A 21,403-nucleotide genomic window follows, 5' to 3' on the forward strand; every position below is an offset into this window, starting at 1 on the left:
TCAGGACTTCTTGACGTCGAGGACGACCTCGAACTCGAGCAGCGACGCGCCGGTCGCGACGGGCTTCTTCGCCTCGCCCGCGTGGGCGGCGCGGGCATCGCCGTCTCGCCACGCGGCGAAGGCCTCCTCGGACTCCCACTGCGTCACGACGAAGTACCGGTTCTCACCGGCCGTGGGACGGAGCAGCTGGAAACCCAGGAAGCCGGGGGAGTTGTCGACGGTGTGCGCACGATTGGCGAACCGCTTCTCCAGCTCGGGGCCTGCGCCTTCGGGAACCTCGATTGCATTGATCTTCACGACTGCCATGCGCGAGAGACTACTCCGCTAACTTGATCCATTGTGTTGCACGACGAGGGCGGAACCGGGCGGCCCATCCTGCTGTTGCACGGCCTCATGGGCAGTGCCCGCACCTGGGGTCGACACGTGGGATGGCTACGCGGACACGGCCACGTGTACACCTTCGACGCGGCCGGTCACGGACGACCCGCCCCGGCCGAACTCACCACCGAGGCATTCGTCGCCGATCTCGCCGCGCACCTCGACCCGATCACCGAACCGCTCGTGGTGATCGGGCACTCGATGGGTGCCCTGCACGCCTGGTGCTTCGCCGCCGCACACCCCGATCGGGTCGCCGCGCTGGTCCTCGAGGACATGGCCCCCGACTTCCGGGGCCGCACGGCGGCGGACTGGGCCGCGATGGTCTCCCAGTGGCCGCAGCCGTTCCCCAGCGAGGACGCGGTGCTCGACTTCTTCGGTCTCGTCGCGGGCCGCTACTTCCTCGACTCGTTCACCCGCCGCGACGACGGCTGGTACCTGCACGGCGACGTCGCGACCTTCCGCGACATCTCCGAGGAGTGGGGGACGCGGCACTTCTGGGACGAGTGGAACGCCGTCCGGGTGCCGGCCCTGCTCATCGAGGGGGAGTTCACCATCACCCCGGAGGGGCAGATGCGGCGGATGGCGACGCGCCCCGGCACCGAGTACGCCCGCGTCGAGGGCGCCGGGCACCTCGTGCACGACGACCGGCCCGACGACTACCGCGTGCTGGTCGAGAAGTTCCTGACCGGCCTGGACCGCTGACCCACCCGCCGCCGATCCACCCGTTTCAGGAGGTCGAGCCCTCCCCGGCGAGGGCGAACCGGCCGTCGTCGGTCTGCTCGACGAGCCCGTCCACCAGCAGCGAGTGCAACGCGCGGTCGCGCTGACCCGGATCCGTCGTCCACACGCTGTCGAGGACGGGACGCTCCACCGGGGTGTCGCTCTCGCGCAGCACCGCCATCAACTTGCCCCGCACCTGCCGATCGGTGCCCGCGAACTTCTGCACCCGCCGCGGCGGCCCGTCGTGGGCCGGCCGGCCGGCCTCCACCCACGCACACTCGGGCAACGGACAACGCCCACAGTCGGGGGTGCGCGCGGTGCACACGGTCGCGCCGAGCTCCATCAACGCCGCCGAGAAGGTCGCCGCCCGCGCGCGGGGGCGGGGGAGGAGTTCCTCGACGTCGGCGAGATCGCGCTTGGTCGAAGGATTTCCGGGCTCGGCCCGGCCGTGCACGGCACGGGCGACGACCCGCCGCACATTCGTGTCCACCACCGGCACCCGCTGCCCGTACGCGAAACACGCCACCGCCCGCGCGGTGTACGCGCCGATGCCAGGCAGGGAGAGCAGCACGTCGACGTCCTCGGGCACCCGGTCGTCGTGCTCGGCGGCGAGGACACCGGCGCACTCGTGCAGGCGCAGCGCGCGGCGCGGATAGCCGAGCTTCCCCCACGCCCGCAGCACCTCGGCCTGGCTGGAGGCGGCCATCGCCGACGGGACCGGCCACCGGCGCACCCATTCCTCCCAGATCGGGGCGACCCGGGCCACCGGTGTCTGCTGCAGCATGACCTCGGACATGAGGATCTGCCAGCCGGTCACCCCGTCGCGTCGCCACGGCAGGTCGCGCGCCTCGGCGGCGTACCAGCGCAACAACGACGGTGCATCAACCGGCATGTCTCGTCTCTTTCCCTCGGGTCGTGTGAATCCGTACAAACTTCCCACCGGGAGATGCCGCTCGAACACCGGCATCCGTGCAGGTGAATAATGTACGCATGCCGAACTCGAATCCCATCAATGCCTGGAAAGCTCTCACCGAGGGTAACCAGCGCTTCGTCAGCGGTACCCCGCTGCATCCGAGCCAGGGGATCGACCGTCGCGCCGAACTGGTCAACGGTCAGCACCCCACTGCGGTCCTGTTCGGCTGCGGTGACTCCCGGGTGGCCGCAGAGATCATCTTCGATCAGGGCCTCGGCGACATGTTCGTCGTCCGAACCGCGGGTCACGTCATCGACAGCTCCGTGCTCGGTTCCATCGAGTACGCCGTCGACATTCTCAACGTCCCGCTCATCGTGATCCTCGGTCACGACAGCTGCGGCGCCGTCGCCTCGACGATCAGCGCTCTCGACAAGGGCGTCGTGCCGGGCGGGCACATCCGAAGCGTCGTCGAGCGCGTGGCGCCGTCGATCCTCCTCGGCCGCGCCGAGGGTCTGGCCACCGTCGACGAGCTCGAGGGCCGCCACGTCATCGAGACGGGCAAGCTGCTCACCGACCGCTCGCGCATCATCACCGACCGCATCGCCGCCGGCCGCTGCGCCATTGTGGGCGTGACCTACAAGCTCGAGGACGGCCGTGTGACCCTGCAGAGCCACATCGGTGACATCGGCATCGGTGAGGTCGGAGAGGTCACCGAGGTCGCCTAGTAGGGCGGTGTGAGCACCACCGACAGCGACACGCCGACGGTGGTGTGGCAGAGCACGCCCCACGCCACATACCGTGGGGGGCGTGCTTGAACCGACCGGCCCGCTGCCCCCCGAGATCTACTGGCGACGACGCGTTCTCGCGCTCGGCGTCGCCGTGGTCGTGCTGGCGTTGGTCATCTGGCTCGTCGTGTCGCTGACCGGCGGCGACGAGGCCGAGCCCGAGCCCACGGCCGCGGAGGTGAGCACCTCCGCGACGACCACGACCGCCGACGCCTCGGCCGACGCGGCGTCCGCGAGCAGCACCCGCGACGGGGGCGGCGCGTCGGGTGGGTCGCAGGGCTCCGGCGGCTCGTCGTCCTCGTCCGGGGCGAGCGCGTCCGGCGGCAGCTCGAGCGCGCCCGCGACCACCACGGCTGCGGCCCCCGCCCCGGTGCTGCCGGGGCAGTGCCCCGACCAGTCGCTCGCGGTGCGGGTGACCTCCGAGGAGCCGAACTACAAGGTCGGATCCGAGCCGGAGTTCACGATCGTCATCACCAACATCGGCACAACGCAGTGCGAGCGCGATCTCGGTGCCGGTCTGCAGCAGGTGCTCGTCTACACCCTCGACGGCAACCAGCGGCTGTGGGCGAACACCGACTGCTTCCCGGAGTCGACCGCCGATGTGCGTTCGCTCGCGCCCGGCGATCAGGCCGCGTACTCGGTGAAGTGGTCGGCGACGACCTCCGAGCCGGGCTGCGAGACGCCGCGCGAGCCGGTGGGGCCGGGCGCCTACACGGTGGTCGGGCAGCTCGGTGGTGTGCGCAGCGCCCCCGAGCCCTTCAACATCGTTCCCTGAGCGGTCACGGTTCCTCGACGAACGCCCATCCGGTTCCCCGGGTGGGCGTTCAGTCGTAGTGGTTGATTGCGGCCTCGGCCAGCCGCGACAGTCCCTCACGGATGTAGCGGGCCCACAACGCCCCGATCCCCTCCACTGCTTGCAGGTCGGCGGCGGTGGCCGCGAGCAGTCCCTGCAGGGTGCCGAACGCCGCGACCAGCCGATCGATCTGCCGGGTCTGCAGGCGCGGCACCCGGTGCAGCACGCGGTAGCCGCGGGGGCTCATCGAGGTGTCGAGGGCCTCGATGGTGCCGGAGTACCCGAAGGCACGGGCCAGGGCGGTCAGGTCGAGCAGGTCGACGTCCGTCAGTCCCGCCAACCGCTCCAGCGCCTGGTCGACGTCCTGGGCCGAGGGAGGCTGCTCGCCGGCGAGATAGTCGCGAACGATGAGCTGGCGGGCGAGCTGGTTGTCGCCTACCAGTTCCTCGAGTTGCAACGCCAGCTGACGTCCGTCGGTGCCGAGCTCGAGCACGTCCTGCTCGATCTCCACCGACAGCCGGTGCATCATCTCCAGCCGCTGCGCCACCGTCAGCGCGTCGCGCAGGGTGACGATGTCCTCGATCTCGACCACGGAGAGCTGGCGGGTCACCTCGTCGAGTCGCGCCTTGTAGCGCTCGAGGGTCGCCACGGCCTGGTTGGCGCGGGACAGGATCGTTGCTGAGTCGTTGATGACGTGCCGGCGGCCGTCCACGTACACGCTGACGATGCTCATCGACTGGCTCACCGACACCACCGGGTAGCCGGTCTGGATGGCGGTGCGTTCGGCGGCGCGGTGGCGGGTGCCGGACTCGACGGTGGGGATGCTCGGATCGGGCACGAGCTGCACGTTGGCCCGCACGATCCGGCTGCCGTCGGTGGACACCACGACGGCGCCGTCCATCTTCGACAGCTCGCGCAGCCGGGTGGGGGCGAACTCGACGTCCAGTTCGAAACCGCCGTCGCACAGTGCGGCGACCTTCTCGTCGAAACCGAGCACGATCAACCCGCCCGTGCGTCCGCGGAGGATCCGCTCGAGACCGTCGCGCAACGCGGTGCCGGGCGCCAGGCGAGCGATGGTCTCGCTCAGCGTCGAGGCCGGCGCCGACTCGGTCATCTGCGAAATCCCTTCCGTGTGCCGCCTGCGGTCGTCGTCACAAATGCACGGAGTCCGGAACGACGCCGCGGACCGCGCAACTACATTACTTGCTCATGAGCAGCACCTGGACCCTGCCCGACGACCTCGTCGTTCCCGAACTGCCGGCCGACCATCCAGGTCCGGGTGCGCCGATCCCGCAGCACTGGGGCCGGTGCTTCGGCTGCGGCGACGACCAGCCGTCGGGCCTGAAGATGGACTTCGTCATCGGGGAGGGGCTCGAGGTGATCGGCCGGCTCGAGGTCGCCAACCGGTTCCAGGGCGGCCCGGGCTTCATCCACGGCGGCATCCTCATGACCGCCTTCGACGAGGCCCAGGGCATGGCGTGTAGCGCGGCGCTGCGGGCCGCCGTGGTCACCGGCCACTTCGAGACCGACTTCGCCCGCCCGATCCCGCTCGGCTCGGTCCTCGAGATCCGCGCGCGCGTCGAGGGCACGGTCCGCCGCAAGGTCTACACCAGCGCCGACGCCCGCATCGTCGACGGCCCGCTCGCCGATCCGGAGGTCGTGGTGGCTTCCTCGTCCGGCCTGTTCGTCACGGTCGGTCACGAGCACTTCGAGAAGGGCCGCAGGTTCGCCGACGGCCTGCCCGGCCCCGATCGGGACGTCTCCGCCTTCTGACGGCAGGCACCTCGGCCCAGCCTTACGGCAGGCACCTCAGCTCAGCGTCGACAGGGCCTGGGCGAGGTTCGACACCTCGAAGGTCTTCATGCCCTTGGGGGCGCCGTCGACGTCGCGCGGCACCACACCCCGGTCGAAGCCGAGGCGGTGCGCCTCCGCCAGCCGCCGGCCCGCACCCGTGACGCGCCGGACCTCCCCGGCGAGACCGACCTCACCGAGCAGCACCGTGCCCGCCGGAACGGGCCGGTCGCGGACCGCCGACGCGACGGCCAGCGCCAGCGCGAGGTCGGCGGACGGGTCGGTGATCCGCATGCCCCCCACGGTGGAGGCGTAGACGTCGCAGTTGCCGAGGCGGCCGAGGCCACAGCGCCGCTCGAGCACCGCGAGGACCATCGCGACCCGCGCCGAGTCGAGGCCGCTCACCGCGCGTCGCGGTGACGGATTGTGGGTGGGCACGACCAGCGCCTGCAGTTCGCCGAGCAGGGGCCGCTTGCCGTCCATCGTGACGGTGACCGCGGTGCCGGGGACGGCCTCGTCGCGGTGCTGCAGGAACAGCCCCGACGGGTCGCTGACGCCGACGATGCCGTCCTCCACCAGCTCGAAACAGCCCACCTCGTCGGCCGCCCCGAAACGGTTCTTCACGCCGCGGATCATGCGCAGCGTGGAGTGCTTGTCGCCCTCGAAGTGCAGCACCACGTCGACGAGATGCTCGAGCGAACGCGGACCGGCGACCGCGCCGTCCTTGGTGACGTGGCCGACGAGCAGCACCGGGATTCCGCTCGACTTGGCGAGGGAGGTCAGGGCGCTGGTCACCGCCCGCACCTGGGTGACACCGCCGGTGACGCCCTCGACGTCGGCGGCGAGCATGGTCTGTACCGAGTCGACGACGAGCAGCGTCGGCTTCACCTGCTCGACGTGCCCGAAGATCGTCGCGAGGTCGTTCTCGGCGGCGAGATAGACCCGGTCGTGCACGGCGCCGGTGCGGTCGGCGCGCAGACGCACCTGCCCGGCCGACTCCTCACCCGTGACGTAGAGGGCGCGATCGGCCTCGCCGCGCAGCGCCCACCGGTGGACGACCTCGAGCAGCAGCGTCGACTTGCCGACGCCGGGTTCACCGGCCAGCAGGACCACGGAGCCGGGGACCACACCGCCGCCGAGCACCCGGTCGAGTTCCGAGATGCCCGTCGGCTTGGCGTGGGTGGCCTTGCCGTCGATCTGCGACAGGGGAGTGGCCGGGGTGCTCGGCAGCACGGCGGCGGCCCCGGCCCGCGCCAGCGACGTGCCGGCGCGAGAGGCGACGGCCACCGGCTGGACGGGGGCCTCGTCCATGGACCCCCAGGTCCCGCACTCGGGGCACCGCCCCACCCACTTGGCGACGGTGTGCGAGCAGTCGGAACAGCGGTAGAGGGTCTTGGTCTTGGCCACGGCCGGAGAATAGAGGCTCCCACCGACAGCAGCGGGGAACGACGGTGCAGAACGAACGAGAGACCCGGCCGAGCGATGCTCGGCCGGGTCTCTCACGTTCGATGTCCGGAATCCTCCGGATCGGTGACCCTCGATCCGGGTCGGATCAGTGACCTTCGATCCGGGTCGGTGACCTTCGATCCGGGTCGGTGACCTTCGATCCGGGTCGGATCAGTGACCCTCGCCCTCGACGAGGATGGAGGCCTCGCTGCGGGGCAGTTCCGGGCCGGCGTCGACCGGGACCTGGATGGTCACGTCGCCGGCTTCCTCGAAGGTGAAGGTGACGGGGATCGTGAGGCCGGGGCGGACACCCTCGGAGAGGTTCACGAGCTCGACGTTGTTGGCAACCGACGCGGGGACCGGCGTGGGGGTCTCCTCGGTGCTGTCGGAGCTCGGCTCCTCCTCGGCGTCCTCGATGAGGGCCGTGGTGGCCTCGTCGACACCGGCGACGACGGAGGACTGCGCGGGGATCTCGAGGCGCGCACCCGTGACCGAGGCGGCGAAGTCCGTGGAGATGCCGGTCAGCCGGTCGGCGACGTAGGGATCCTCGTTGACGATCGTGAAGCCGAGCTGGGCGGTGCCGCCGGGCTCGATGCGGTACTCCTCGGAGTTCGGGTAGAGGATCCGGACGTTGCGCAGCGAGAGGTTGCCGGCATCGGTGTTCATGCCGTTGATGGCCGCGACCTGCGTGGCCGTCTGGCTGATCTGCCCCGCGCCGCACGCGGACAGCATGAGCGATGCCCCCGCGGCCAGGGCGAGAGCAGACGCGACTCGGCGAGTCGGCGCTTTGAGAGCAGTCACGGGTTCCTCCACTCGAGTAAGGCTCGCAATCCACTAGGCAGAGTAGTAGTTCGGGTGGGCGCCGTGTGCGCCGGGGCCGGATATCGGGCCGATTCGTGTCTTCGGGCCCGGAACGGAAGTCCCTCGCAGAGGTTCTGTGTCGCACGTCACACGAAGCATGGAACAAGCTGCCTGTCAAGCCCTCCACTCAGCCGTCGATGCCCCTGACCTGCACCGTTGACGCGAGGCCGAGGTGATCACGTGTTAAACTGGGAGAATCGAAAGGGGCACGGGACACATGATTTTCAAGGTCGGAGACACCGTCGTATACCCCCATCACGGTGCGGCGCTGATCGAAGCTATCGAAACGCGCACCATCAAGGGTGAGCAGAAGGAATATCTGGTTCTGAAAGTCGCGCAGGGCGACCTGACGGTCCGGGTACCTGCAGAGAACGCGGAATACGTCGGAGTTCGCGACGTCGTGGGACAGGAAGGCCTCGACAAGGTTTTCCAGGTGCTGCGTGCACCGCATACGGAAGAACCCACCAACTGGTCGCGGCGGTACAAGGCCAACCTCGAGAAGCTGGCCTCCGGTGATGTGAACAAGGTCGCGGAGGTCGTCCGTGATCTGTGGCGCCGGGAACAGGACCGCGGCCTGTCCGCCGGTGAGAAGCGGATGCTCGCCAAGGCACGTCAGATTCTCGTCGGTGAGCTCGCGCTCGCCGAGGGCACGGACGACGTCAAGGCGGAGACCATGCTCGACGAGGTTCTCGCTGCCGCGTCCTGATCAGCGGCGCACGAGACACTCGGCAAACTGCACATGAACGATCGCAACGGGCCGGTCGTCGGAATCGTTCCGGCGGCCGGCCGTGGTGTTCGCCTGGGGGAACAGCTCCCCAAGGCATTCGTGGAACTCGACGGACGCACGATGCTCGACCGCTCGGTCGAGGCGATGCTCGACTCCGGTGTGGTCGACCGCGTCGTCGTGGTCGCCCCACCCGAACTGGCCTCCACCCCTCCCGCTCGCCTCGTCGGTCCCTCCCGGGTCGGGCGCGTCGTCGTGGTCGCGGGCGGAGCCGAACGCGCCGATTCGGTGCGGGCCGGGCTCGCCGCGGCGACCGGCGCCCGCTTCGTGCTCGTCCACGACGCGGCCCGCGCGCTCACCCCGCCGGGCCTGTTCGTCCGGGTGGTCGCGGCGCTGCGGGACGGCAGCGACGCCGTGATCCCCGTCCTCCCCGTCGCCGACACCATCAAGAGCGTCGACGCCGACGGCACCGTGACGGGCACGCCCGACCGCGCGAGCCTGCGGGCCGTGCAGACCCCGCAGGGTTTCGACGTCGACCTGCTGGCCCGGGCCAATCGGGACGCGGCCGACGCCACCGACGACGCCGGTCTCGTGGAGCGGCTCGGCGAGCGGGTGTCCACGGTGGCGGGCGACCCTCTCGCTTTCAAGATCACCACCCCGTTGGACCTGGTCCTGGCGCGTGCCCTGCTCGCGGCGGTCGACCGAAGCGAGAAGGAGGAGTGAGCGACGTGCGTGTCGGTATAGGAACGGACGTGCATCCGATCGAGGCCGGCCGGCCCTGCTGGATGGCCGGTCTGCTCTTCGAGGACGCCGACGGCTGTGCCGGGCACTCCGACGGCGACGTCGCCGCGCACGCCCTCTGCGACGCCGTCCTCTCGGCCGCCGGTCTCGGCGACCTCGGCGCCGTCTTCGGCACCGACCGCCCCGAGATGGCCGGTGCCTCCGGCGTCGCGATGCTCGAGGAGGTGCGGCGGCTGCTCGCCGAGGCCGGCTGGGTCGTCGGGAACGCTGCCGTGCAGGTGATCGGCAACCGGCCCAAGATCGGCCCGCGCCGCGCGGAGGCGCAGGCGGTGCTGTCCGAGGCGCTCGGCGGACCGGTCTCGGTCTCGGCGACCACCACGGACGGTCTCGGCCTCACCGGCCGCGGCGAAGGTGTCGCGGCGGTAGCGACCGCACTGGTCCTGGCCCGGAACGACGAGCGGTAGGATCGACGGTCGTGACCTTGCGCTTATACGACACCGAATCGCGGGCTGTGCGGGATTTCGAACCGCTCGTCCCCGGCCATGCATCGGTGTACCTGTGTGGGGCCACCGTTCAGGGCGAACCCCATATCGGACACGTCCGCAGCGGCGTCGCCTTCGACGTGCTCCGGCGCTGGCTCACCGCGAACGGCCTCGATGTCGCCTTTGTGAGAAACGTCACAGACATCGACGACAAGATCCTTCGCAAGGCAGGCGAGGCCGGGCGTCCCTGGTGGGAATGGGCCGCCACCTACGAACGGGCCTTCACCAGGGCATACGACGCTCTCGGCGTGCTCCCGCCGTCCGTGGAACCCCGCGCGACCGGCCACATCACCCAGATGGTCGAACTCATCCAGCGCCTCATCGACGCCGGCCACGCCTACGCCGCCGACGGCGACGTCTACTTCGACGTGCTGAGCTTCCCCGAGTACGGCGCCCTCTCCGGTCACCGGATCGAGGACGTCCACCAGGGCGAGAGCGCCGGGCGCGGCAAGCGCGACCCCCGCGACTTCACCCTGTGGAAGGCCGAGAAGCCCGGCGAGCCGTCCTGGCCCACGCCGTGGGGCCGCGGCCGTCCCGGCTGGCACCTCGAGTGCTCGGCGATGGCCGGGTTCTATCTCGGCGGCACCTTCGACATCCACTGCGGAGGCATGGACCTCGTCTTCCCGCACCACGAGAACGAGGTGGCCCAGTCCCGAGCGGCCGGCGACGGCTTCGCCCGCTACTGGCTGCACAACGGCTGGGTGACGATGGGCGGCGAGAAGATGTCGAAGTCGCTCGGCAACGTGCTGTCCATCCCCAACGTGCTCACCCGGGTGCGCCCGCAGGAACTGCGCTACTACCTGGGCAGCGCGCACTACCGCTCGATGCTCGAGTACTCCGACGCCGCCCTGCAGGAGGCGGCCGCCGCGTACCGGGGTCTCGAGCAGTTCGTCCTCAAGACCCGCGACCGCGCGGGGGAGGTTCCGGTCGGCACCTGGACGGACGCCTTCGCCGAAGCCCTCGACGACGACCTCGGCGTGCCGAAGGCGCTCGCCGAGATCCACCGGCTCCGCAGCGAGGGCAACAAGGCCCTCGACAACGGCGACCTCGACGAGGCGGTGCAGATCGCCTCCCGGATGCGCAGCATGCTGGGCATCCTGGGTGTGGACCCGCTCGACGAGCACTGGTGCGACTCCACGGGCACCGGCTCCGCGGCGCTCGAGGCCCTCGACGTGCTGGTCGCCGCCGACCTCGAACGCCGTGCGACCGCCCGCGCCGAGAAGAACTGGGCGGTGGCCGACGAGGTGCGTGACCGTCTGGCCGCCGCGGGCATCGAAGTGACCGACACGCCCAACGGACCCGAGTGGTCCTTGAAAGCAGGACAGTGATGGCAGGCAATTCTCAGCGTCGCGGCGCAGTACGCAAGGGCGGGACGAAGAAGGGGCAGGTCGTCGGTTCCGGCGGGCAGCGACGTCGCGGTCTCGAACCGCGCGGCGCCACCCCCAAGGCCGAGGACCGTCCGTACCACCCCGCGGCCCGGCGCGCCCGCGCCGCCGCGAAGGCCGCCGACCAGCGCAGCCGCCGTCCCGCCGGCCGTAAGGCCGAGGAGGGGCCGGAGATGGTGCTCGGCCGGAACCCGGTCGTCGAGTGCCTCCGGGCCGGGGTTCCCGCCACGGCCCTCTACGTCGCGCTCGGCGCCGAGGCCGACGAGCGGCTGAAGGAAGCGGTGCAGCGTGCCGCCGAGACGGGCATCTCGATCCTCGAGGTGTCGCGCGCCGAGCTCGACCGGCTCTCCGCCAACGGCATGCACCAGGGCATCGGCCTGCAGGTGCCGCCCTACCGCTACGCGCATCCCGACGACCTGCTCGCGCGGGCCGCGGAGAACCACGAGACGCCGCTGCTGGTGGCCCTCGACAACATCTCCGATCCGCGCAACCTCGGTGCCGTGATCCGCTCCGTCGCCGCCTTCGGCGGGCACGGCGTGGTGATCCCGCAGCGCCGGTCGGCGTCGGTGACGGCGGTGGCGTGGCGCACCAGCGCGGGTGCCGCGGCACGTCTGCCCGTCGCCCGGGCCACCAATCTCACCCGCACACTCAAGGAGTGGCAGAACCGCGGTGTCCGCGTCGTCGGCCTCGACGCCGGCGGCGACACGAGCCTCGACGACTTCGACGGCACCGATCCCGTGGTCGTGGTCGTGGGTTCGGAGGGCAAGGGTCTGTCGCGACTGGTGCGCGAGACCTGCGACGCGGTGCTGTCCATCCCGATGGCCGGCGACGTCGAGTCGCTCAACGCCTCGGTCGCGGCGGGTGTGGTCCTCGCGGACATCGCCCGGCAGCGCCGTATCTGACAACAGCGCCGTATCCGACAGCGCGATACAGCTGAGGAGCACGAATCCGGCCGACTCGACCGGATTTCCGGCCACGAGGACCTAGTCTGTCCTCGTGGCCGACTCATTGCCGTTCCGCACGAAGCTGTTCGCGCTGTTCGAGGGCTTCACGAACAAGCCGATCTCCGAGGTGCCCCCGGAGGAGATCCCCGCGCGCAGGCGGGCCCGCGCGCGGTTGTTGTCCTCGCCGGTGGGCCGGTTCGTCGCCGGCCGCCCGCATCCGGAGACGCGTATCGAGGACCGGTGGGTCGAGCTCGATCCCGTGGAGGTCGACGGGCTGGAGCCGGAGTCCGCACCGGTCACCCTGCGGCTGAGAATCTACCGGCCCGGCGGGGCGAGGGGCGGTCCGCTTCCGCTCGTGGTCCTGTTCCACGGTGGCGGATGGGTTCTCGGCGATCCCGAGCAGGACGAGTGGTGGGCGAGCCACATGGCGGTGCGCACCCCGTGCGTCGTCGTATCGGTGGACTACCGGCTCGCACCCGAACATCCCTATCCCGCAGCGGTTCTGGACTGCTGGTCGTCGCTGCGCTGGATCGTCGGCCACGCCGCCGGTCTCGGCGGTGATCCGTCCCGCGTGGTGGTGGCCGGCGACAGCGCCGGTGGGAATCTCGCGGCGGTGACGGCCGAACTGGCCGTGCGCTCCGGCGGTCCCGGCCTCGCCGGCCAGGTCCTGATCTACCCCGCGGTCGAGATGGTGGAGGAGTTCCCCTCCGAACGCGAGTTCGCGGAGGCACCGGTCCTGACCTCGCGGGGCATGCGGGCGTTCGTGCGCCTGTACATGGGCGACGCCGATCCGTACGCTCCCACCGCGGCGCCGCTGCGCGGTTCGCTCGCGGGCGCGGTCGTGCCCGCACTCGTGCAGACGGCCGGACACGACCCGTTGCGCGACAACGGGATCCGCTACATCGAGGCCCTGCGGAGCAAGGGTGGGGACGTCACCGCGACCGACTATCCCGACGCCGTCCACGGCTATCTGAGCCTGCCGGGGATCTCCCCGTCGGCGCCACGGGCCCTGGACGAGGTGATCACCTTCGTCCGGCGCGTCACCGCCGGGGATCCGGCCTCACCGCACCGCGACGAACCGGACCCGGTCGCCGGGTCGTAACTGCGCGGCGATCGGCAGATCGGCCTCGACGGCCACCGCGATCACCGGATACCCGCCCGTCACCGGGTGATCCGCGAGGAACAGCACCGGATGCCCCTCCGGCGGCACTTGCAGCGACCCGGCCACCATGCCCTCGCTCGGCAGTTCGCCGTGCCGGGCGCGGTGCAGCGGCCCCGGCCCCCGGAACCGGATGCCCACCCGGTCCAGTTGCGGGGTCACCGTCCACGGCACGTGGAACAGCGCCCGCACCGACGGCTCGGTGAACCAGTCGTCCCGCGGGCCGAGCCGCACCCGGATCTCCACGGGATCGTCCATCGGCGGCGGGGGTGGGATCTGCTCCTCGTCGGGCAGGCCGTCCGCGAGCCCCCCGACGAGCAACCGGTCGCCGGTCCGCACCGGCTCCGGCCCTGTGCCCGAGAGCGTGTCGGTGGACCGGCTGCCCAGCACCTCGGGCACGTCGAACCCGCCGCGCACCGCGACGTAGGTCCGCAGCCCCTCGGCGGGAACCCCGACCTTCAGCACCTCGCCGTTCGGCACGATCACCCGCGCCCAGTCCCCGGCGACCCGGCCCCCGACGGTGACCTCGACGCGGGCACCGGTCACTGCCACCAGCGTCTCTCCGACGCTGCGCAGCGCGAGACCGCCACCGGTCACCTCGAGGGTCGCGGCCTCGGGGATGTTGCCCACCAACCGGTTGGCGGCGTCGTGCGCCCGCCGGTCCGCGGCGCCGGACCGGGTGAGCCCGGACGCACCGTGACCGGGACGGCCCCGATCCTGCACCGTCGTCAGCATTCCGCCGGAGATCACCTCGAACCACGCCACGGCTTCATTCTCACCCACCGCGCTCACCCTCGTAGCCGGACTCGGCCGACGGACGCGGGATAGGTTGGAGGAGATCGAGGATGGAGGTGATGAGCGTGGATGATGCGAACACCCGGGCAGCGACGTCCCGTCTGATCGAGAGGGCGGTGGGAGAAGACGATCTCGCCACGGTCCACGATGCGATCGCCGATCTCGACGTCGAGCACATCGTCGACGTCCTGGAGCGGCTCGACCGCACCGATCGTGCGGTGCTCTACCGGCTGCTTCCCAAGGACTGCGCGATCGACGTCTTCGAGCGGCTCGATCCGAGCATGCAGAGCGAACTCGTCCGCGGCCTGCGCGACGACCAGGTCGCCGCGATCTTCGCCGACCTCGAACCCGACGACCGCGTCGAGCTGCTCGACGAACTGCCCGCCACCGTCGCGTCCTCGCTCATGCGGGGCCTGCCGGCCGCCGACCGGGAACTGACCGCCACCGTCCTCGGCTATCCGCAGCGCGCGATCGGCCGGCGCATGAGTCCCACCTTCGTCTCGCTGCGACCGGACATGACGGTCGAGCAGGCGATGGCGGCCGTGCACCGCCGACTCGACGACGCCGAGACCGTCTACACGCTGCCCGTGGTCGACGACGGCCGCGTCCTCGTCGGCGTGGTCGGGCTGCGCGCGGTGATGAACGCCGACTCCGGCACGCTCGTCGCCGAGGTCATGACGGAGCCCTACTGGGCGCGTGCCACCGACGACGCGGAGGAGGCCGCCCGCCGGTGCGCGGAACTCCGGCTGCTGGCCATGATGATCGTCGACAACGAGAAGCGGCTCGTGGGGATCCTGACCGTCGACGACGCACTGCGCATCCTCGAGATCGCCGACAGCGAGGACCAGGCGCGCATGAGCGGTACCGAGCCGCTGCGCAGTCCCTATCTGGCCACACCCATCGGGAGCCTGGTGCGCTCGCGCGTGGTGTGGCTGCTGGTCCTGGCCCTCGGCGCGACCCTCACCGTCCAGGTCCTCGAGGTCTTCGAGTCGACGCTCGACCAGGTCGTCACGCTCGCGTTGTTCGTGCCGCTGCTCATCGGCACCGGCGGCAACACCGGAAACCAGGCCGCCACCACCGTCACTCGCGCACTGGCCCTCGACGACATCTCACCCCGCGACATCGCCGCCGTCGTCGCGCGGGAATTCCGGGTCGGTCTGTCCCTCGGTCTACTGCTCGGCGGAGTGGCCTTCGTGCTCACCGCGCTGGTCTACGAGCCGTCGATCGGGGCGGTGATCGGCCTGACCCTCGTGAGCGTGTGCACGCTCGCGGCGACGGTCGGTGGTGCGATGCCGTTGGTGGCGAGAACCATTCGCGCCGATCCGGCGGTGTTCTCCAATCCCTTCATCACGACCTTCGTCGACGCGACCGGTCTGGTGATCTACTTCCTCATCGCGAAGGCGGTGCTGGGGATCTGACGCGGGGTCAGAGGGCCACGAACCTCACCGAGTGCCCCGGCCGGAGCAGGGCCGCCGGGGACCGCTGCGGATCCCACAGCGGCACATCGGTGGTGCCGATCAGCTGCCAGCCGCCCGGCGACCGGCGCGGGTAGACCCCGGAGAACTCACCGGCGAGCCCCACCGCACCGGCCGGGACCACGGTGCGCGGAGATTCGCGGCGCGGCACGTGGAGTCGCTCGTCCCCGCCGGTGAGATACGCGAAGCCGGGGGCGAACCCGCCGAACGCGACGGTCCACGCGGTGCTCGTGTGCGCGGCCACCACCTCGTCGGTGTCGAGCCCGGTCAGGCGCCCCACCTCCTCGAGATCCGGCCCGTCGTACCGGACCCCGATCTCCACCTCGGCGCTCGGTGCGGTGTCCGGCGGCAGCGGCGGGGTGTCGGCGATCCACCGCCGGACCTTCTCTGCGGTGGTCTCCACCGGGTCGAAGACGACGAGGATCGTGCGGGCGGCGGGCACGAGATCGACGACGCCGCGCAGCCGTGCCTCGTCGAGGGCGCGCCACTGCGCGAGTACCTCGTCGAGCGACTCGAATTCGGCGAGGAGGGCACTGTCGCCGGCACGGAGGATCCTCATCGCGAGTACCTCACACGAACGATCGGATGTCGATGTTCTCGGCGTCGAGCCGGGAACGCACGGCGACGGCCATCGCGGTCGCGCCGGGGGAGTCGCCGTGGATGCACACCGACTGCGCGTTCACCGGGACGACGCTGCCGTCGATCGCGATGACCGTGCCCTCGGTGACCATGCGCAGCACTCGTTCGGCCACCTCGTCCGGATCGTGCAGCACCGCACCGGGTTCGCGCCGGGAGACGAGGGTGCCCTCGGGGGTGTAGGCCCGGTCGGCGAATGCCTCGGTGACCACGACCAGCCCGGCGCGTTCGGCCTCCTCGAGCAGCGCCGAACCGGGCAGGCCGAGGAGGGGCAGCGAGGCGTCGTAGGAACGCACCGCGTCGACGACGGCGCGGGCCTGCTCGCGGTGGTGCACCACCGCGTTGTACAGCGCGCCGTGCGGTTTGACGTAGCGCACCGACGACCCGGCGACGCGGGCGAGACCGTCGAGCGCACCGATCTGGTAGATGATCTCGGCGGTGAGCTCGTCCGCGGGGATCTCGACGAAGCGGCGCCCGAATCCGGCGAGGTCGTTGTAGCCCACCTGCGCGCCGATCCGCACCTCCCGCTTCGCCGCACCCCGGCAGGTCTCGAGCAGCGTCGAGGGGTCGCCGGCGTGGAAACCGCAGGCGACGTTGGCGCTGGTGACGATGTCGAGCATGGTCTCGTCGTCGCCCAGACGCCACTGGCCGTAACTCTCGCCCAGGTCGCTGTTGAGGTCGATGCGGGTCACGACCCGAGTCTAGGCCCGATCAGAAGACCGTTCCGACGTCGCGGGTGACGATGTCGTCCATGGCCCGTTCGACGACCGCGGCGATCGTCATCGACGGGTTGCAGGCGGCGGTGTTGCCCGGCATGAGCGCACCGTCGAGCACGTACAGGCCGCGCTGGCCGAGCACGCGGCCCTCGAGATCGCAGACGGTGCCCATGCTCGCCCCGCCGAGCGGATGCCAGGTGGACGGGACGATCGCGTTGGTGTCGGTCAGGATGCTCGCCGGTCCCGCGATCCGGCGGACGGCCGGGTCGATGTGGCCGGTCTGGATGCCGGCGTCGCCCTCGTACGGCCAGCGCAGCACGGCGTCGTCACGGGCGGCGTCGTAGACGAAGTGACCGCGGCCGTCGCTGACCCCGTAGCCCACCAGGACGGTGCTGTGCATGTCGATGCCGTGGAAGCCCGGGATGGACGCCTGGACGACGGTGAACGCGGCGTGCGGGTCGCTCCAGTTCTTGCTGCCGTAGACCACCGGGCCGCCCTGCACGGCACCGAACTGCTCGGCGAGATTCGTCCACAGGTAGATGCGGTCGGCGTTGGACCCCCAGCCCTGGCCGACACCGTCGGGCAGGTCGGTGACGAGTCCCTTCGCCGCGGCCTTCACGAGCAGGCGGGTGGTGTTCATGGTGCCGGCGGACAGCACCAGCGCGTCGGTGGTGAGGATCTTGTTCTCGAGGACGTTGCCTGCGGTGTCGGTTCGGTTCACGTACACCGTCCACCGCCCGTCCCCGCGACGCTCGATGTCGGTGACCTCGTGCTGCGTCGCGACGGTCACCAGCCCGGTGGCCTCCGCCTGCGCGATGTAGGTGACGTCGACGGAGTGCTTGCCGCCGTTGTTGACGCCCATCGCGCCCGAGCCGTCGGTGTAGGCGGGCGTCATCTCCCCACGCAGTTCGGCGAGCGCGTAGTCCCAGTCGATGGGCATCGGGACCTTGTCGATCGGGAGCCCGGCCTCGCGGGCGCGGGCGGCGAAGGTGCGCGCCACCTGGTAGTTGGGGCTGTCGACCAGCTCATCCGGAGCCACTGCGAGCTGCAGCATCCGCGCCACCCGCGGGTAGTGGACGCGGTCCATGCGGGCCCAGTCGAGCTCGTCGGGGAAGTGCGTGTTGAACACCGCCTCGTCGGGTTGCAGCGACATGCCCTGGTAGACCAGCGACCCGCCGCCGACACCCGAGGCACACAGCGCCGTCATGTTCTCGCCGACGACGGCCTCGACGAGCCCGGTGTACGGCTCGAAGACCAGCTTGCGGCCGAACACCTCGGGATTGGACCGGTGCCACAGGAACCGCTTGTCGGGATTGTCGACACGCGGGAAGGTGTCGGCGTTCGGTCCCGTGGGCCAGCGGATCCCGCGTTCGAGCATGTGCACCCGCACCCCGGCCTGCGCCAGCCGCAGCGCGGTGACGCCGCCGCCGAAGCCCGTGCCGATCACCACGACGCGGTGCTCCTCGTGGGTGAGCGGCACTTTGTTCACGCGGGCCGGGATCCCCGGCACGGCCTGCGCGACGGTGCTTCCGGCGAGCGCCAGACCGGCGGCCGCCGCAGCCCCGGTCAGGAACGAACGACGTGTGATGTGCTGCAAGCTCGACCCCCGATGTCCGCTGTGAATTCCCGGGAATCTAGGCAGCGGGCGGGACGAGCGTCAAGATCACGTTCCGTTCCCTCGCAGGAAGGGTAGGTTCACGTCGAGGCGGGCACGGCGACGCGACCGGTGCCGCGCCGGTGGCGGATCGAGCCGATCACGCGGCACACCATGTAGACGACGAAGGCGATCGCGGTGATGAAGGCGGACACCGGCACACCCGGCGCGAGGGCGAGCAGGATGCCGCCGACCGCGGCGATCTCCGCGAAGACCACCGACAGCACGGTCGCGGCGAGCGGACCGCTCACCACGCGCGCGGCCGCGGCGGCCGGGGTGATGAGCAGGGCCATGACGAGCAGCGCGCCCACGATCTGCACGCCGAGGGCGGCAGTGACACCGACGAGGACGGCGAACACGATGGACAGTCCCCGCACCGGGACGCCGCGTGCGGCGGCGACCTCCGGGTCGGTGCTCGCGAACAGCAGCGGCCGGTAGATGACGAGCAGGGTGACGATCACCAGTGCCGCGCACCCGGCGAGCAGCGCGATGCCCGTTCCGCCGGGGGCGACGATCTGGCCGGTGAGCAGCGAGAAGGCGGCGCCGGTGCGTCCGTCGTAGGCCCACAGCAGCAGCACGGCCAGGCCGAGCCCGAACGCCATGACCACACCGATGACCGAATCCCGTTCGCGCACCTTGGTTCCCAGCAGGCCGAAGAGGATCGCGGCGACCACGGCCCCGGCGACCGCGCCGATCCCGACGGACACCCCGATGATCAGGGCGGCGGCGGCACCGGTGAGCGACAGTTCGGAGGTGCCGTGCACCGAGAACGCCATCTGGCGGCTGATGATCAGCGGACCGAGGAGCCCGGCGAGCAGGCCGAGGATGGCACCGGCGGCGAGTGCCTGCTGGACGAAGTCGTACTGCAGGAGTTCGACGGTCGCGTCGATGTCGAACATCCGTCCCATGGCGTCGGTGAACTTGCCGCTCATGCGTGATCCTCGTGATGGTCGTGGTGGACACCTTCGCCGGGTCGCAGACCGCCGGCGCTGCCGAGCGCGTCGATGGCGTCGCCGGTGCCGACGACCACCAGGCGGCCGCGCATCTCGAGGACCTCGACGTCGGTGCGGTAGAGCTCGGACAGCACCTCGGAGGTCATGACCTCGGCGGGGGTGCCGATGCGGAACTGGCCGTCGACGAGATAGAGCACCCGGTCGACGAGCGGCAGGATCGGGTTGATCTCGTGGGTGACGAACAGGACGGCCGTGTCGTGGTCGCGGCGCCGCCGGTCGATCAGCTGCGAGACCAGGTGCTGGTTCGCGAGGTCGAGGCTGAGCAGCGGTTCGTCGCACAGCAGGACCCGCGGGTCGCCGACGAGCGCCTGGGCGATGCGCAGGCGCTGTTGCTCACCGCCGGAGAGGGTTCCGATGGGGGCCCCGGCGTAGGACTCGGCACCGACCTGCGCGATGGCGGCCTCCACCGCGGCGAGGCGACGGCGGCGGGTGCGCAGTCCGATGCCCCACCGGTGACCGTCGATCCCGAGACCGACGAGATCGCGGCCCCGCAGCGGCACGCCCTCGTCGAGGGACTTCTGCTGCGGCACGTAGCCGACGTGGGAGTTGCCGGTGCGCACCGGTTGCCCGGCGATCCTCGCGGTGCCGGAGGTGAGGGGGAGCTGACCGAGCAGCACCTTGAGCAGCGACGACTTGCCGGCGCCGTTGGGGCCGAGGATCGCCACGAACTCGCCGGGTTGCACGGTGAGGTCGAGCCCTTCCCAGAGCACGCGGTCGCCGAAGGCCAGTCGGGCGCCGCGCAGTTCGACGACGGGGCTGTGGTCTGGGGTGGAGGATGTCACCGGGGTCCGGTTTCTCGAGCTGGTGGTCAGGAGGCTGAATCGAGCGCGGCAGCGAGGGACTCGGCGGTCGCGGACTGCCACTGAATGTAGTCGACGCCCTCGGGCAGGGTCTCGAAGACCTCGACCACCGGGATGCCCGACGATTCTGCCGCCGAACGGATCTCACGGCTGATCCGGTCCTCGGTCTGCGGGTTGTAGATCAGCACGCGGACCTGGTCGTCGAGCAGAAGCTGCCGGGTCGTCGCGATGGCCGCGGGGGAGGGGTCGGTGCCGTTCTCGATCGCGTTGGTGAAGTCCGTGGGGGTGCGGTCGTCGAGACCGGCGCCGAGGACGAGGTAGTAGCCGATGGTCTCGGTCTGGGCGATGGGCGCACCGCCGTGGTTCTTCGAGACGCCCTCGACGACGTCGGAGACGTAGTGCAGGTTCTCGTGGAAGGCTGCGGCGTTGCTCTCGTAGACGGCGGCGCCCTCGGGGTCGAGCTCGGACAGTTGCTCGGCGATCGCGTGGGCGACGGCGTCGGCGGTGGCGAGGTCGTACCAGACGTGCTCGTTGACCCCGCTGTGGTCGTGGCCCTCGTGGCCGTGTGCGTCCGGTGCGTCCGCGGAACGGTCGTGTTCCTCGGTGGTGTCGTGCTCGTCGGACCCGGTGGTGCCGTGATCGTGACCCGCGTGCAGGTCGGAGTGCTCCCCGGATTCGTGCAGCGCGAACGCCTCGACGACGGCGGGCCGGTCGTCGCCGGCGGAGTCGAGGATGTCGTCGACGAAGTGGTCGTACCCACCGCCGTTGTAGACGACGAGCGAGGCGTCGGAGATCGCGGCGGCGTCGAGGGGGCTCGCCTCGTAGGAGTGCGGATCTGCGGAGGGCTCGGTGATCAGGGAACGGACCTCGACGCGGTCGCCGGCGACGGCCTGGGCGATCGAACCCCACACGTTGGTGGATGCGACCACGCTGAGGGTGTCGTCGCCGGTGTCCGACATGCCGGATCCGCATGCGGCGAGGGTGGTCGCGCACGCCACCGCGGCGGCAGCGAGTGCAGTGCGGGAGGACAGTCGCACAGTTCCTTCTCCTGATGGTCGGCGCGGGCTTCGGCGAGCGCGGGCCCGGAGCGACCGACCCAAACGCTATTGGTAACCGTTACCGTTCCACTTTA

The 21,403-nt window shown here is 70.8% G+C and carries 23 protein-coding genes; 11 read left to right on the top strand and 12 right to left on the bottom strand.

From position 1 onward, the window contains the following. A complete protein-coding gene (mhuD, locus tag OED52_RS02080; RefSeq protein WP_264153053.1) occupies window positions 1-306 on the bottom strand; it encodes a mycobilin-forming heme oxygenase MhuD in 306 nt (101 codons plus the stop codon). 33 nt (window positions 307-339) lie between these two features. Here mhuD and OED52_RS02085 point away from each other — a divergent pair, with 33 nt between their 5' ends. After that, the gene (locus OED52_RS02085) at window positions 340-1,080 is read left to right on the top strand and encodes an alpha/beta fold hydrolase (RefSeq protein ID WP_264153054.1); all 741 of its coding nucleotides are present in this window, start codon (window positions 340-342) and stop codon (window positions 1,078-1,080) included. A 25-nt stretch (window positions 1,081-1,105) separates the two neighbouring features. Here OED52_RS02085 and OED52_RS02090 read toward each other — a convergent pair whose 3' ends face one another. Then, a complete protein-coding gene (locus tag OED52_RS02090; RefSeq protein WP_264153055.1) occupies window positions 1,106-1,990 on the bottom strand; it encodes an HhH-GPD family protein in 885 nt (294 codons plus the stop codon). Window positions 1,991-2,088: 98 nt separating this feature from the next. Here OED52_RS02090 and OED52_RS02095 point away from each other — a divergent pair, with 98 nt between their 5' ends. Both OED52_RS02095 and OED52_RS02100 read left to right on the top strand, forming a co-directional pair. After that, the gene (locus OED52_RS02095) at window positions 2,089-2,736 is read left to right on the top strand and encodes a carbonic anhydrase (protein WP_264153056.1); all 648 of its coding nucleotides are present in this window, start codon (window positions 2,089-2,091) and stop codon (window positions 2,734-2,736) included. An 82-nt stretch (window positions 2,737-2,818) separates the two neighbouring features. After that, window positions 2,819-3,571, top strand: coding sequence for a hypothetical protein (locus tag OED52_RS02100; protein ID WP_264153057.1), 753 nt, complete (start codon window positions 2,819-2,821; stop codon window positions 3,569-3,571). Window positions 3,572-3,620: 49 nt separating this feature from the next. On the opposite strand, the gene disA is transcribed toward OED52_RS02100, so the two are convergent. Continuing rightward, window positions 3,621-4,703, bottom strand: coding sequence for a DNA integrity scanning diadenylate cyclase DisA (gene disA / locus OED52_RS02105; RefSeq protein ID WP_264153058.1), 1,083 nt, complete (start codon window positions 4,701-4,703; stop codon window positions 3,621-3,623). Between the two features lie 95 nt (window positions 4,704-4,798). On the opposite strand from disA, the gene OED52_RS02110 reads away from it, so the two are divergent. Further along, window positions 4,799-5,362 carry a PaaI family thioesterase gene (locus tag OED52_RS02110; protein ID WP_264153059.1) on the top strand — a complete coding sequence of 188 codons (564 nt, stop codon included), beginning with the start codon at window positions 4,799-4,801 and terminating at the stop codon, window positions 5,360-5,362. 36 nt (window positions 5,363-5,398) lie between these two features. Here OED52_RS02110 and radA read toward each other — a convergent pair whose 3' ends face one another. Together radA and OED52_RS02120 are read right to left on the bottom strand one after the other, a co-directional pair. Further along, a complete protein-coding gene (gene radA / locus OED52_RS02115; protein ID WP_264153060.1) occupies window positions 5,399-6,787 on the bottom strand; it encodes a DNA repair protein RadA in 1,389 nt (462 codons plus the stop codon). Window positions 6,788-6,997: 210 nt separating this feature from the next. After that, window positions 6,998-7,627, bottom strand: coding sequence for a copper chaperone PCu(A)C (locus OED52_RS02120; protein WP_264153061.1), 630 nt, complete (start codon window positions 7,625-7,627; stop codon window positions 6,998-7,000). A 277-nt stretch (window positions 7,628-7,904) separates the two neighbouring features. On the opposite strand from OED52_RS02120, the gene carD reads away from it, so the two are divergent. From carD to OED52_RS02150, 6 genes are all read left to right on the top strand, one after another. Continuing rightward, window positions 7,905-8,393 (top strand): RNA polymerase-binding transcription factor CarD, encoded by a 489-nt coding sequence (carD, locus tag OED52_RS02125; RefSeq protein ID WP_006550486.1) that lies wholly within the window; start codon window positions 7,905-7,907, stop codon window positions 8,391-8,393. 33 nt (window positions 8,394-8,426) lie between these two features. Continuing rightward, complete coding sequence (gene ispD, locus OED52_RS02130; protein WP_264153062.1) at window positions 8,427-9,134, top strand: 2-C-methyl-D-erythritol 4-phosphate cytidylyltransferase; 708 nt, start codon at window positions 8,427-8,429, stop codon at window positions 9,132-9,134. 5 nt (window positions 9,135-9,139) lie between these two features. Further along, on the top strand, window positions 9,140-9,616 hold the full coding sequence (gene ispF, locus OED52_RS02135; protein WP_264154552.1) for a 2-C-methyl-D-erythritol 2,4-cyclodiphosphate synthase: 477 nt from the start codon (window positions 9,140-9,142) through the stop codon (window positions 9,614-9,616). A gap of 11 nt (window positions 9,617-9,627) precedes the next feature. Beyond that, window positions 9,628-11,022 (top strand): cysteine--tRNA ligase, encoded by a 1,395-nt coding sequence (gene cysS, locus OED52_RS02140; protein WP_264153063.1) that lies wholly within the window; start codon window positions 9,628-9,630, stop codon window positions 11,020-11,022. Next, window positions 11,022-11,981 carry a 23S rRNA (guanosine(2251)-2'-O)-methyltransferase RlmB gene (rlmB, locus tag OED52_RS02145; protein WP_264153064.1) on the top strand — a complete coding sequence of 320 codons (960 nt, stop codon included), beginning with the start codon at window positions 11,022-11,024 and terminating at the stop codon, window positions 11,979-11,981. Before cysS ends, rlmB begins: the two co-directional genes overlap by 1 nt. A gap of 94 nt (window positions 11,982-12,075) precedes the next feature. Next, on the top strand, window positions 12,076-13,125 hold the full coding sequence (locus tag OED52_RS02150) for an alpha/beta hydrolase (protein WP_264153065.1): 1,050 nt from the start codon (window positions 12,076-12,078) through the stop codon (window positions 13,123-13,125). On the opposite strand, the gene OED52_RS02155 is transcribed toward OED52_RS02150, so the two are convergent. After that, window positions 13,084-13,947: a 5-oxoprolinase subunit C family protein gene (locus tag OED52_RS02155; protein ID WP_264154553.1), complete on the bottom strand. Its 864-nt coding sequence runs from the start codon at window positions 13,945-13,947 to the stop codon at window positions 13,084-13,086. The two genes, OED52_RS02150 and OED52_RS02155, sit on opposite strands and share 42 nt — an antisense overlap. Before the next feature lie 89 nt (window positions 13,948-14,036). On the opposite strand from OED52_RS02155, the gene mgtE reads away from it, so the two are divergent. After that, window positions 14,037-15,395, top strand: a complete 1,359-nt coding sequence (mgtE, locus tag OED52_RS02160; RefSeq protein ID WP_413247705.1) for a magnesium transporter — start codon at window positions 14,037-14,039, stop codon at window positions 15,393-15,395. 7 nt (window positions 15,396-15,402) lie between these two features. Here the strand turns inward: mgtE and pxpB are convergent, their stop codons facing one another. The 6 genes from pxpB to OED52_RS02190 all read right to left on the bottom strand — a co-directional run bounded on the left by pxpB (window position 15,403) and on the right by OED52_RS02190 (window position 21,308). Further along, complete coding sequence (gene pxpB / locus OED52_RS02165; protein WP_264153067.1) at window positions 15,403-16,011, bottom strand: 5-oxoprolinase subunit PxpB; 609 nt, start codon at window positions 16,009-16,011, stop codon at window positions 15,403-15,405. A gap of 10 nt (window positions 16,012-16,021) precedes the next feature. Beyond that, on the bottom strand, window positions 16,022-16,780 hold the full coding sequence (locus OED52_RS02170) for a LamB/YcsF family protein (protein ID WP_264153068.1): 759 nt from the start codon (window positions 16,778-16,780) through the stop codon (window positions 16,022-16,024). A 19-nt stretch (window positions 16,781-16,799) separates the two neighbouring features. Beyond that, window positions 16,800-18,401 (bottom strand): GMC oxidoreductase, encoded by a 1,602-nt coding sequence (locus OED52_RS02175; protein WP_264153069.1) that lies wholly within the window; start codon window positions 18,399-18,401, stop codon window positions 16,800-16,802. Window positions 18,402-18,499: 98 nt separating this feature from the next. After that, window positions 18,500-19,390: a metal ABC transporter permease gene (locus OED52_RS02180; protein WP_264153070.1), complete on the bottom strand. Its 891-nt coding sequence runs from the start codon at window positions 19,388-19,390 to the stop codon at window positions 18,500-18,502. After that, complete coding sequence (locus OED52_RS02185; protein WP_264153071.1) at window positions 19,387-20,253, bottom strand: metal ABC transporter ATP-binding protein; 867 nt, start codon at window positions 20,251-20,253, stop codon at window positions 19,387-19,389. The genes OED52_RS02180 and OED52_RS02185 overlap by 4 nt, the downstream gene beginning before the upstream one ends. A gap of 26 nt (window positions 20,254-20,279) precedes the next feature. Continuing rightward, entirely contained in the window at window positions 20,280-21,308 is a 1,029-nt protein-coding gene (locus OED52_RS02190; protein WP_264153072.1) for a metal ABC transporter solute-binding protein, Zn/Mn family, read from the bottom strand. Window positions 21,309-21,403: the final 95 nt, after the last annotated feature.

The organism is Rhodococcus sp. Z13 (genome assembly GCF_025837095.1).
Classification (GTDB): Bacteria; Actinomycetota; Actinomycetes; order Mycobacteriales; family Mycobacteriaceae; genus Rhodococcus; species Rhodococcus sacchari.

Excerpts from the sequence above, each read along its gene's own strand:
- mhuD (WP_264153053.1), bottom strand. The coding sequence starts at position 306 with ATGGCAGTCGTGAAGATCAATGCAATCGAGGTTCCCGAAGGCGCAGGC.
- OED52_RS02090 (WP_264153055.1), bottom strand. The coding sequence starts at position 1,990 with ATGCCGGTTGATGCACCGTCGTTGTTGCGCTGGTACGCCGCCGAGGCG.
- OED52_RS02095 (WP_264153056.1), top strand. The coding sequence starts at position 2,089 with ATGCCGAACTCGAATCCCATCAATGCCTGGAAAGCTCTCACCGAGGGT.
- disA (WP_264153058.1), bottom strand. The coding sequence starts at position 4,703 with ATGACCGAGTCGGCGCCGGCCTCGACGCTGAGCGAGACCATCGCTCGC.
- OED52_RS02110 (WP_264153059.1), top strand. The coding sequence starts at position 4,799 with ATGAGCAGCACCTGGACCCTGCCCGACGACCTCGTCGTTCCCGAACTG.
- carD (WP_006550486.1), top strand. The coding sequence starts at position 7,905 with ATGATTTTCAAGGTCGGAGACACCGTCGTATACCCCCATCACGGTGCG.
- ispD (WP_264153062.1), top strand. The coding sequence starts at position 8,427 with ATGAACGATCGCAACGGGCCGGTCGTCGGAATCGTTCCGGCGGCCGGC.
- rlmB (WP_264153064.1), top strand. The coding sequence starts at position 11,022 with ATGGCAGGCAATTCTCAGCGTCGCGGCGCAGTACGCAAGGGCGGGACG.
- mgtE (WP_413247705.1), top strand. The coding sequence starts at position 14,037 with ATGAGCGTGGATGATGCGAACACCCGGGCAGCGACGTCCCGTCTGATC.
- pxpB (WP_264153067.1), bottom strand. The coding sequence starts at position 16,011 with ATGAGGATCCTCCGTGCCGGCGACAGTGCCCTCCTCGCCGAATTCGAG.
- OED52_RS02180 (WP_264153070.1), bottom strand. The coding sequence starts at position 19,390 with ATGAGCGGCAAGTTCACCGACGCCATGGGACGGATGTTCGACATCGAC.